Source organism: bacterium (genome assembly GCA_037143175.1).
GTDB lineage: Bacteria > Verrucomicrobiota > Kiritimatiellia > CAIKKV01 > CAITUY01 > JAABPW01.
In genome coordinates this window covers 50,700-63,176 of the sequence record JBAWZF010000014.1, presented here as the reverse complement: position 1 = coordinate 63,176, position 12,477 = coordinate 50,700, and the positions used below count along the sequence as shown (strand labels likewise).

The following is a 12,477-nucleotide window of genomic DNA, read 5'->3' as shown; positions in this document are numbered from 1 at the left end:
TTTTGTTTAAATCATTTGTTTTCAATGACTTAATGTGGCGAAGCCACGCGCCTGCCCCACCACGCGCCTGCCCCACGCGCCTGCCAGAAAAGGAGCTGGCCGTACTCCTGACGCGACTGAAATTGCGACTTCCAAATGTGCCAATGAGCTTAAAAATGTAGTCAAGACTTTTGAAACCGTTTTGTTGATTTCCAACGACTTACAACTTCAATACCCGCCCAACTGGCGAACTCGGGTTAAGCCACGCGCCTTCGCTTGAATGTGGTTGAGATCAAGATCGCGGCAGGCGAGACCCAGGCCGCAGAGAAGATATTCCATAACGCGAGTCGCGACCAACAAGCGAAAATGGCCCTTGACCCGCGGGCAGGGCGCTTGCGGCAACTGATTCGTGCTCGCGATGCCGGAAAGAAAAGCGGTTGAATCGAAAGGCGCCCTATGCTCCAGTATGTTCCAGCAGTTTGTGCATTTTGCGGGCCAGATCGTCGCGTGAAAAGGGCTTCTGGATGTAGTGCATCCCTTCGCTTGGAACCTGCTGTCTGGCGATCACATCGGGAGTGTAGCCGGACATGAACAGGACTTTGAGGCCCGGTATCATCTCGAGAAGACGCAAGGACAGGTCCCGACCGTTCATCCCCGGCATGATCACGTCAGTGAGCAGTAACCGGATGTCGTTCTTATGTATCCTGGCGAGTTCCAGAGCAATTATCGGGGATTCCGCTGTCAGAACCTTATACCCGATATTTTTCAGAAATTGTTCGCAAATTATCCGCAGTGTTGGCTCATCTTCCACCAGAAGTATCGTCTCTCCGCTACCCTGGGGGATTATCGCAGTGGTTGCATTGTTTATTTTCACGACTTCATCCGCGAACAGAGGCAGGTAGATTCTAAATGTCGAACCCTGGCCCGGTTCGCTGGACACTTCAATGTACCCGATATTCTGTTTGACGATGCCAAAAATCATCGCCAAGCCCAGGCCAGTACCCTTTCCGACTTCCTTGGTGGTAAAAAACGGCTCAAAGATTTTGGCGAGGATGTCCTGTTCCATGCCGCAGCCGTTGTCGCTGACCATCAGCAGGACGTAATCACCAGGAACGGTTTCTGGATGGGTGTTACAGAAGACTTGATCGAGGGCGACATTGGCAGTCGTAATGGTGATTTTGCCCACTCCGGCGATAGCGTCCCGGGCGTTGAGGCAAAGGTTGATCAAAATCTGGTCGATTTGTGTCGGATCGAACTTGATGGGCCAAAGTCCTGGCCCCGGCTTCAAGATGAGGTCAATGTTCTCGCCGATCAGGCGGCGCAGCATTTTGACGATGCTTGCCATAGTGTCGTTCAGAGCCAGAACCTTTGGGGCGATAGTTTGTCGGCGGGAGAAGGTCAATAATTGCCGGGTGAGATTGGCTGAGCGCTCTACAATAGTAGTGATCTCATCCAGGTAGCATCCCGCAGGGTGTTCCGCAGGAAGTTCCTCCCGGCATAGCTGGGTGTAGCCCAAAGCACCCATGACCATGTTGTTGAAGTCGTGCGCTACGCCTCCTACCAGTTGTTCTAGCGATTCCAGTTTCTGAGCCTGAAAGAGTTGGGCCTGCAAGTTGATATTCGCCTGCTCCGTCTGTTTTCTCTCGGTGAGATCCGTTATCACCGCGCGACATTTCGACCCGTCTTCAGAACTTATGCCCGCAATTCGCACGAAGAGGGGCGGCTGCGATGTGGTCTTTATCGTCAATTCGCAGAATATCCTGGACTTGCTCGAAAAGACTTTATCAAGGAAATCGTTGAAGACGCAGCGGTTCTCCTCGGCGACGAACAAGCCAAAGCGACGGTTCAACAGCAAGGAGCGTTCGGTGTCAAGCAGTTGCGCTCCGGCGAAGTTCACCCGCCGGATCGATCCCTCGCGGTCGAAGGTGAAATAGCCCGCCGGAGCGAAGTTGTAGAGGTCAATATATTTGACCAGAAGCGCGTCCGCGTTGGTGCGTGCCTGCTGGAGTTCTTCATTCTGCATCTCCAGTTCGATCTGGTGGACTTGCAATTCATGGAGGAGTCGTGCGGTATCTTCCGCCTGTCTTTTCTCTCCGGTGTCCAGCGTCTGGCACTTCAGTTGGTCCTCGGCACGTCCGCGCAAGCCGGAGTCGACGGCAGGGTGATCATTGTTTTTCTTCATGGTTCACTGCCTTCCGCCCGTTCCGTGGTTGAAATTGCATACACATGGCCGGCTTCATTCATTAACGCGGTGGCGGTCATCCAGACCGCCATGGCCGTGCCATCTTTTTTGAGACGCTGGGTGAGGTATGGTGCCAGAATTTTAGACCGGTACAGCTGGGTTAACTGGGTCATCGCTTGTTCTCTTTGATTGATTGGAATGCGTTCGCTGACATTCATCGCCAGGGCTTCCGCTTCGCTCCAGCCATACAATCGCACCGCGCCCGGATTCCAGGCCAGGATGCGACCGTCCAAATCCTGCACGGTAATGGCATCATGCGCATCGCGCACGACGATTGCCAGGCGGAGCATGTCATTGGCTTTACGAAGGGCTTCGGCCTGTTTGAACTCGGTTGTGACGTCCACCAGGGTGATCACCACGCCGTCAATCATGTTTTCCAAAGTCCGGTAGGGGATAATGCGCACGCGAAACCGACACCCGTCGTGCGTGGTGGCTGGTTGTTCATGAACTACCAGCGTCCGCAGCACCTCGCGCGCATGGGTAGCCAGCTCCGGGTAAATCAGCTCCGAAGCGATATCGGTGATGAGTCGGCCTACGTCGCCCGGGATGAGTTTAAAAATCCGGTTTACGCCGGATGTGAACAGGCGGACGCGGAGCGTGCCATCCAGAAACAGGGTGGCGACATCGGTGCCGTCGAGCAGGTTCTTCATGTCGCTGTTGAGCCGGGACAGATCTTCCACCTTGCGTTGCAACTCTGCGCTGAGGGTCCGCAATTCCTCGTTCATGGACAACATCTCTTCTGTGGAGGTGGTTAACTCCTCGTTGGTGGACTGCATTTCCTCATTGGTGGACTGCATTTCCTCGTTGGCGGATTTGGCTTCTTCCTGGAATGTTTGCACTTCTTCGCGGACGGTCTGCAACTCCAGTCTGGCTTTCTCGAGTTCCTGCGCCAGGACCGCCGTCCGGCTGCTGCCGGTATGGCATGTAGTGGCCGGTCTTTTCACTTCCGGTGGCGTGGCTACGTCTGTGAATACGACCATCACCAGCCCGCGCAGCGTCTCAGGTTCGGTAATGGATTGAATGGTGAGATCCACCGCCAGAACACGGCCATCAGTCTCGATTTTCACGTTCTTGCGGACAATCGCTTCTTTTTGCCTGAGCGCCTTCCGGAAGGTGTCGTTCAGGTCGTAGCGTAAGCCCTCGCGAACCATGGAAAACAGGTTCCAGTTGGCTTTGCCCGCCGCTGGCTCCAGGTATTTCCCCGTCCGTCCGTTGATGAAAATGATGTCCCCTTTGTCGTTGACCAGCACGGCGGCCGGGGAATACCGCTGCAAAAGCAGTTGCTCCGCTTGCGCCTGGAGTGCGTCTGAGCGCTGTAACCCCTGCGGCAGAGGCACCTTAACTGTCCGGGCAGGTGGGAACGTAGCGGGAAACTCGATCAACTCAGCCGAGCGAACGGATTCGAGCCGTCGGTATAAGTGCGACTTACCCGTAAGCGGCGCAAAAAGGTCGGTAAATTCGCCGCAGGTCTCAGCATTGCCCAGGAATAACACGCCGCCGGGGCGAAGGCTATAGTGAAAGAGAGGCAGGAGTTTCTTCTGTAACTCCGGCAGCAGGTAGATAAGCAGGTTCCGGCAACTCACCAGATTGAGTTTGGTGAATGGGGGATCCATGATGACATTTTGTACGGCGAAGATCACCGTCTCCCGAATGGCTTTACTGACCAGATAGCCGCCATCCACCTTTACAAACGAACCGGTTTAGGCGTTCTGGTGACACATCCGATTCAATGTGAGGCAGGTAAAAGCCCGTGCGGGCTTTAGCAATAGCGTCCTTGTCCAGATCGGACGCAAAGATCTGTACAAGGGGTTTGTGCCCCGGCTTAAATTTCTCCTGAGCCTCTCGAATGAGGATAGCCAGGGAATAGGCTTCCTCCCCGGTTGAGCAGGCAGGTACCCAGACCCGTAGTGCCGGAGCGGGCGGACAATTTTTCAGTAACGCCGGGATGACCCCGGATTCCAACTGCCCCCATGCCGCAGGGTCACGAAAAAAGCTCGTGACCCCGATGAGGAGTTCCTTGAATAAAAGCTCCAACTCCTGGGGGTTTTCTTCAAGAAAACGCGTATAAGTGGCGATCCGGTCAATCTGGTGGGTGCCCATGCGTCGCTCGATCCGGCGATAGACTGTATTCTTCTTGTAAAGGGAGAAGTCCTGGCCTGTTTGCATCCGCAACAGGGCTGCAATCTTATCAAAGGCACTGTGCTCAATATCCGTCTTGGATAGGTAGGTTTCGTTATGGAGGGGAGTGCGCCGGAGATAGGCAATAATCTTGCCGGGCAGGGCTTCCGCCGAACCGACCACATCTGCCAACCCGGTCTCAATGATATTCCGCGGCATGCTGTCGAAGCTGGCTGTGGCCGGATCCTGCACGAAAACCGCACCGGCCTTCTCCTTGATAGCCTTGAGCCCCAGCGTTCCGTCCGAACCCATGCCCGAAAGCAGGACCCCGATACTATGAGCCTGGAGGTCTTCAGCCAGGGATTTGAAAAAGAAATCAATCGATAGGCGCTGTCCGCGCGGCATCATCGGGGCATGCAAGTGCAGGACTCTGTGCAGAATGGACATATCCTTGTTAGGCGGAATGACATAGACGCAATCCGGTTGGACCTTTGTGCGATTCTTGACCTGTAGGACCGTCATGGGGGTGATATGCTGGAGCAGTTCCGCCATCATGCACTTGTGGGTCGGATCCAGGTGCTGGACGATGACGAAAGCCATGCCGCTGTGTTGCGGCACGTTCTGTAGGAACAGTTCAATGGCCACCAGCCCCCCGGCTGAAGCACCGATGCCGACGATAGGGAATTTCACTGCGGCTACTGGGCCGGGGAGAGGTTCGGGTACAACGATTTTGGCGGGCTTTTTAATAGGCATACCTCGTTTTAGGTAAATTTTACCCCCGCCTTCTCTGGAATGCAACCTGAAAGGTTTACTGATGCGAGTTACCACAAAGACGCCATGTCCTTAGGCGAGGATTTGGGTCATCATTCAAGCCTCGACAGGTGAGGCGGAATGTGCGAAAATAAAAAAGTAATCCAAGCAAGAAGATGTGAATTTCTGATGACAGAGTGCAAACGAGTAGAATTGGCCATGAAAGAGGTTGAGGAGGTTTCGCTGCAAAAGACAGCCTTGCTCACGTCGATTTTGGAGAGTCCGCAGGGCATCATCATCTTTTCTTTGGATGGATCCTATCGCTATACGGAATTTACCCGCTCTCATGCGGAGACGATGAGAAATATCTGGGGCGTGGAGATTGCCATAGGCCAGAACATACTGGACGTCATTACCAGCCTGCCGGACCGTGAAAAAGCTAAGCTCAATTTTGACCGCGTCTTAGCCGGTGAATCCCTGCTTATGGTGGAGGAATACGGGGATCTCTCCCGCGTTCGCACCTATTATGAAAACCATTACAACCCCATTCGTGATGCGGCTGATGCGATTTCAGGTGTGTCAGTTTTTGTAATCGACATCACCGAGCGCAAAAAGGCGGAGACGGCATTACGGGAGAGCGAGACCAATTTTCACGCATTCTTCGAATCCATGACCGATATGCTCATGGTGGGCGCACTGGATGGACAGGTGCTCTTCACCAACGCAGCCGTCACCCAAACGCTGGGTTACTCGCCGGATGAACTCCGGGAAATGCATCTACTGGACTTGAATTCGCGGACAAGCGCCCTGGAAGCGGATGAAATCTTTGCTGCCATGCTCAGAGGCGAGCGGGATATCTGCCCCATGCCGCTGGCTTGCAAGGATGGGCGGCTAATCCCGGTTGAAACTCGCGTCTGGTTCGGACGCTGGAACGGGGTGGACTGTATTTTTGGCATTTCCAAGAACCTGACTGGCGAGCAGGAGGCACAACAGCGCTTTGAGCGCCTGTTCCGTAACAATCCGGCGCTGATGGCGCTCTCCTCGTTGCCGGATCAGCGCTTCGCGGATGTCAATAATGCCTTCCTCAAGACGCTTGGCTACTCCTGGGCGGACATCATCGGCAAAACAGTTGCAGATATCGGGATTTTCCTGCAACCGGAAAAGCAGGTCATGCTGTCGGAAAAATTGCGGACGGATGGGCGTATCAGCGAATTTGAACTGCAGGTCCGGCGCAAAGATGGGGCGATCCTTGACGGGCTATTCTCGGGTGAAATCATCCGCAGCCAGGGGCGGGAGTTCTTTTTGACCGTGATGAACGATATCACTGAGCGCAAACGGGCAGAAGCGGACAAGGAGAAAATGCATGGGCAACTCGTGCAGGCCCAGAAGATGGAGTCGGTGGGGCAACTGGCCGGGGGCGTGGCACACGACTTTAATAATCTGCTTATGGGCATCATGGGGTATGCCGAACTGTGCCGGGAAAGCCTGCCGGCGGAGCACCCCGGTCGTCTCCATTTGGATGAGATTACTCACGCGTCAACGCGCTCCGCTGATCTCACTCGGCAACTATTGGCCTTTGCCCGCAAACAAGTCATCGCGCCGAGGGTCCTGGATCTGAATGCGGCTGTGGAAGGGATGCTCAGTCTATTGCGACAGATGATTGGTGAGGACCTCCATTTGGCCTGGCTGCCGGGCACGAAACTCTGGTCGGTCAAACTTGATCCATCGCAGATTGATCAGATCCTGGCGAACCTGTGCGGCAATGCCCGTGACGCGATTGTCGGTGTCGGCAAAATCACCCTCGAAACAGCAAATATCACCCTCGATCAAACCTACTGTGCCGGGCACACGGGTTCTGTGCCCGGCGAGTATGTGCGGCTCACGGTTAGCGATGATGGCTGTGGCATGGAAAAGGATGTTCTCGCCAAAATCTTTGAACCATTTTTTACGACCAAGGCGGTCGGTGAAGGCACTGGTTTGGGTTTGGCCACGGTCTATGGCATCGTCAAACAAAATTTCGGTTACATTGACGTCACCAGTGAGCCGGGCAGGGGGGCGTGTTTCTGCATCTATCTGCCGCGGGTTGTGTGTGAGACTGCCCCATCAACGGGCGCCATCACCGCCGGCCCACCTCAAGGGCGTGGCGAGACCGTGATGCTGGTGGAGGACGAAAGATCGCTTCGCAAGATATGTCGGTTATACCTTGACAGTCTGGGGTACAAAACGTTGGCAGCGGAGACTCCAGCGGCCGCTCTCGAAATGGCGGCCCGGCACCCGGGTGATATTCATTTAATGCTGACTGACGTGGTCATGCCCGGGATGAATGGCCGGGACCTAGTTAAGAACATGGTGCCTCTTTATCCGCATCTCAAGTATCTATTCATGTCCGGCTACACGGCTGATGTTATTGCCCGCCAGGGGGTACTGGATGAGGGTATGCAGTTCCTGCCGAAACCCTTTTCGCGTGACGTCCTTGCCCGTAAGGTGAGAGAAGTTCTGGAGGCTCCGTGATCCCTAAGCAATCTTTTTCCTGGTTTATCCTGGGCGGCGGCCTGGTGCTCACCCTCACGTCTAGCTTATATTTGAAATCGGTTACGGATACGTTGTCAGAGTTACGGTTCGACTCTCACTGTGCCGAAATTCACAATATCATTGCAAACAGGCTTGATGACCATGCCCGAATTTTGCGGAGCGGCGCAGCTTTGTTTATTGCATCAGAAAAGGTCACGCGCGAAGATTGGCATGCTTACTGTCAATACCAAAAGATCGAAAAGCAACTCCCGGGCATTCAGGGTATTGGGTTTTCACTATTGATCCCGCGCGCAGATCTGGCCCGGCATATACAGGACGTCCGTAGCGAGGGCTTCCCGGAGTACAAGGTGACGCCGGAGGGGGAGCGCGAAATCTACTCATCCATCATCTATCTGGAACCTTTTTCCCGTCTAAATTTGCGGGCCTTTGGTTATGACATGTTCTCGGAACCCGTGCGTAGGGCCGCCATGGAGCGGGCCAGGGATACGGATGCGGCGGCGCTCTCAGGGAAAGTGGTGTTGGTTCAGGAAACGGGCACGGTCGTTCAGGCGGGTACTTTGATGTATGTTCCCGTCTACCGTAAAGGGATGCCTTGTAATACCGTTGAGCAACGTCGTGCTGCGATCTATGGGTGGGTCTACAGCCCCTACCGGATGAATGATTTATTGCAGGGCATGCTGGGTGATAAAAATATGCGCAAGGACATGGATACTCATCTCGAGGTTTTTGATGGCGAGCAACTTTCCCCGAAGAATTTGCTCACTTCAACGGATGCTGCTGAGCAAAATCGGAAATTCAAGACGGGAGTACGCTTCACTCGACAGATGCCTATTGAAGTGAATGGCCAACGCTGGACGCTGCGTTTTACGCAAGCTGGGGTCGGGTATTTTGCAGTGGAGTACATTAAGGTATGGCTCACTCTGGTGGGTGGTTCGATCATCACCCTACTGCTTTTTTTCCTGATTCGAGTGCTTCAGAATATTCGTATTCACGCGCAACAGTTGGCTGAAGAGTTGACCGTGAGCTTGAGGGAGAGCGAAGCCTCATACCGCAATCAATTCAGCAAGAATTCAGCGATTATGTTCCTGATTAATCCGGACAATGGAGCGATTATTGATGCCAATGCCGCCGCAGTAAGATTTTACGGCTACTCGCGAGAGCAGCTCCTGGCCATGTGCATCACCGACATCAATGTCCTTCCCGAGCAAGAAGTTAGCCAGAGAATGGCCTCCGTTCCGCCGGAACAAGGCAAACTCTTCGAGTTTCAGCACCGTTTGGCCGACCACTCTCTGAGGGATGTGGAAGTGGCGTCAAGCCGGATCCAGTTTGGCGGGCGTATGGTCCTGCATTCGATTGTCATTGATATCTCCGAACGCAAAAAATCGGAGGCGCTGGTGCGATTGAAGTCCGCCATACTTGAGGCGCAAATGAATGCGACGCCTGAAGGGATTCTGGTGATCGATAAGAATCAGAGACGGATATTAATCAACCCGCGTATCAGTCAACTATTCAATGTCCCCGAGGCCATATTACATGACGAGGATGACACGAAATTACTCAAACATGTCGTCAGTCTGACAAAATCTCCCGACAAGTTTCTTAAAAAAGTCATCTCGCTTTACGGTCACCCGACTGATACCAGCCGTGACGAGATCGAATTCAGGAGTGGGATGGTGCTGGAACGATATTCTGCGCCGGTTTTGGGGAAAGATGGGGAAAACTTCGGCAGGATGTGGTCATTTCGGGATATTACCGAGCGCAAACATGCTGAAGAAGAGTTGCTCAAAATGACTGAACGACTGTCGCTTGCCGTACGAGCCGGAAACATAGGGATTTGGGACTGGGATGTTGTGAACAACATCCTGGTTTGGGACGATCAGATGTATCGGCTCTATGGAATCACTTCGGATACATTTAGTGGAGCTTACCCGGCCTGGCAGGCGGGATTGCACCCGGATGATCGGGCACAAGGGGATTTGGATATACAGATGGCGCTTCGTGGTGAAAAGGATTTTGATACAGAATTCCGCGTGCTTTGGCCGGATGGAACGATCCATAACATACGCGCCCTCGCGCTTGTTCAGCGTGATGCCGGCGGCAACCCTCTGCGCATGACGGGAACGAATTGGGATGTGACCCGTTCGAAACTACTCGAAGAAAAACTTAAATCCAGTGAGACTAATTTCCGTTCGTTTTTTGAAACGGTGGATGACTTGATTTTGGTCGGCTCGCCAGACGGGCATATTTTGTTTGCCAACACGGCCGTTAATCGACTGCTTGGCTACACCAGCGAAGAACTGCAAACCATGCAAATCCTCGATCTGCATCCTGCGGAATATCGCAAGGAAGCGGAAGTCATTTTGGGTGACATGTTCCGGGGGGAAAGAGCATTTTGCCCGCTTCCGTTACTGGCTAAAAACGGCAGACATCTTTCTGTGGAAACTCGTGTGTGGTTTGGCAGGTGGAATGGAAAAGATTGTATTTTCGGGATTTCCAAGGACATGTCGGTCCAACAGGCGGCTTGGGATACATTTGAGAAGATGTTCCGTTACAACCCCTCGCTTATGGCTATCAGTTCGTTTCCGGATAGAAAAATCATCGATGTCAACGAAGCCTTCCTTAAGCGGCTTGGCTATACACGCGACGAGGTGATCGGCAGGACAGCTAATGAATTGAATCTCTTTACCGATGAAGTTCAGGAGAATATGGCGTGCGAACTGGCGAGTCGGGGGCGCATTGCAGGCATGGAGGTGAAAGCTCGGGGAAATAACGGCGAACTGGCTGATGGATTATTCTCAGGCGAAATCATTGATAATCAGGGGCAGACGATGTTTCTTTCTGTTATGGCCGACCTTACTGCCCTGAGGCAGGTAGAAGCTTCTCTCAATGATATTACGCAAATGCAGAAGCTCATGATGGAGTTATCCTCTCAGTATATCAATATCCCGTTAAACCATGTGTCCATTGCGATTCAGTTATCCCTTGAAAGAATGGGTAAATTTGTTTCCGCGGACAGGGCTTATGTGTTTCGTTATGACTTTGAAAAGGGGATCACTTCAAATGACTATGAATGGTGCAATACGGGGGTTGAGCCCCAGATTGATCAATTGAAGGAAGTTCCCCTGGACATGATTCCCGAATGGGTTACGGCTCATGAAAAAGGGAACTCCATGTATATTGAAGATGTTGGGGCCTTGCCGCCGGGTCATCTGAGGCAAATTCTGGAGCCTCAAGGAATGCAAAGTCTGATTGCTGTTCCGATGATTTCTGACTCGAAATGTATGGGGTTTGTCGGATTCGATTCTGTTCGAAAACATCATTCCTATACTGATAAAGAAATTTCACTCCTGTCGCTTTTCTCGCAAATGCTTGTCAATGTGGAGCTACGTGCGAAGGCGGAGCATGATTTGATACAATCCAACCAGCGACTCGAGGCCGCCACTGTTCGGTCCAGTGAACTGGCCACACAGGCCATACAGGCTAATACGGCAAAAAGCCGGTTCCTTGCCCACATGAGCCATGAGATTCGCACCCCCCTCAATGCCATTCTCGGGTTTTCGCAACTGCTGCGGCGCGACCAGGAACTTTCGCTCAGTCAGCAACAGCGAGTGGAGATCATCAACTGTAGCGGCGAACACCTGCTGGCACTGCTTAATGATATTCTGGAATTGTCCAAAATTGAGTCGGGCATTCTGGAATTGTATTTAACATCCTTTGACTTACACGCTTTACTGAATGATCTCATTCTCATATTTCGAATAAAAGCCGAGAATAAAAACCTCGAACTTACTTCACAGATACTTGAGCCGACGCATCGCTATCTCATCGCTGATGAACAGAAACTGAGGCAAGTCCTTATTAATTTGCTCAGCAATGCCGTCAAGTATACCTCCTCAGGAGGGATTCAGTTGCGGGTGTCGGTCGAACAAAGAGGGCCGGAAGAGTTATGGTTGGTTGTTTTGATTCAAGATAGCGGGAAGGGCATAGCGGCAGGAGAAATGGACCGGCTGTTCACACCCTTTTCCCAGGCCTCGGCCGGCCTCAGCAGTAAATCCGGTACAGGGTTGGGTTTAGCAATCAGTCGTCAGTTCGCGCGTCTGATGGGGGGCGATGTAACGGTCGTCAGTGAAATAGGTAAGGGAAGTATCTTTCGACTCGAGTTCCCCGTTAAAGAGGGGGGCGCATTGGCTCAGATCGATCTGCGTCAGGTTTTTCGGCTCGAAGAGGGCCAACCTCCTTGCCGAGTACTGATTGCGGAGGATGACGCAGATAGTCGATGGCTTCTCGTTCAGATGCTCAGTGATGCAGGGTTTGATGTCGTTGAGACTGCCAATGGGCGGGAAGCGGTGGCAGCTTTTACCCATAGTCAGCCGCAACTGATTCTGATGGATGACTGGATGCCCTTCATGCGAGGTGATGAAGCGATCCGCCAGATCCGGCAAGGTACGGGTGGGGGCGCGGTGAAAATCATTACATTAACCGCTAACGCCAGTGAAGAGACCCGCCAGCGTTCCATGGACGCTGGCACTGACGTTTTCATGGCGAAACCATTCCGGATGAGTGTATTGTTTGATAAAATTCAGAGTCTCATCGGGGTTCGGTACGTCTACTCGGAACTAGCTCTGCCGGAAGAAGTTAAATCTGAAGTTATTCCGGTTCTGACACGGGAGATGCTGGAATCTCTGCCCATTAAGATGCGGAATCAACTCCGTGCAGCGGCCCTCAGTTGCCGACAGGAACAGTTACTAGAGCTGATTCAACAATTGACGGAGATGGAGGTGGAGATTGCCCGCCCCCTTCAGGACTTGGTTGCCAAATTTGAGTATCACAAATTGTTCCAGTTGTTGAATTAGGGT

The 12,477-nt window shown here is 52.9% G+C and carries 5 protein-coding genes and 1 pseudogene; 3 read left to right on the top strand and 3 right to left on the bottom strand.

What is annotated here, in order from left to right; genetic code table 11:
- The first annotated feature begins 261 nt into the window (after nucleotides 1-261).
- Nucleotides 262-420 carry a hypothetical protein gene (locus tag WCI03_06935; GenBank protein ID MEI8139585.1) on the top strand — a complete coding sequence of 53 codons (159 nt, stop codon included), beginning with the start codon at nucleotides 262-264 and terminating at the stop codon, nucleotides 418-420.
- A 13-nt stretch (nucleotides 421-433) separates the two neighbouring features.
- On the opposite strand, the gene WCI03_06930 is transcribed toward WCI03_06935, so the two are convergent.
- From WCI03_06930 to WCI03_06920, 3 genes and pseudogenes are all read right to left on the bottom strand, one after another.
- Nucleotides 434-2,161, bottom strand: a complete 1,728-nt coding sequence (locus WCI03_06930; protein MEI8139584.1) for an ATP-binding protein — start codon at nucleotides 2,159-2,161, stop codon at nucleotides 434-436.
- Complete coding sequence (locus WCI03_06925; protein ID MEI8139583.1) at nucleotides 2,158-2,511, bottom strand: PAS domain-containing protein; 354 nt, start codon at nucleotides 2,509-2,511, stop codon at nucleotides 2,158-2,160. The genes WCI03_06930 and WCI03_06925 overlap by 4 nt, the downstream gene beginning before the upstream one ends.
- Nucleotides 2,512-2,613: 102 nt before the next feature.
- Nucleotides 2,614-5,092, bottom strand: a pseudogene (locus WCI03_06920) (chemotaxis protein CheB).
- Between the two features lie 186 nt (nucleotides 5,093-5,278).
- Between WCI03_06920 and WCI03_06915 the strand changes: the two are divergent.
- Together WCI03_06915 and WCI03_06910 are read left to right on the top strand one after the other, a co-directional pair.
- On the top strand, nucleotides 5,279-7,600 hold the full coding sequence (locus tag WCI03_06915) for a PAS domain S-box protein (GenBank protein MEI8139582.1): 2,322 nt from the start codon (nucleotides 5,279-5,281) through the stop codon (nucleotides 7,598-7,600).
- A complete protein-coding gene (locus WCI03_06910) occupies nucleotides 7,597-12,474 on the top strand; it encodes a CHASE domain-containing protein (protein MEI8139581.1) in 4,878 nt (1,625 codons plus the stop codon). The genes WCI03_06915 and WCI03_06910 overlap by 4 nt, the downstream gene beginning before the upstream one ends.
- Nucleotides 12,475-12,477 lie beyond the last annotated feature (3 nt).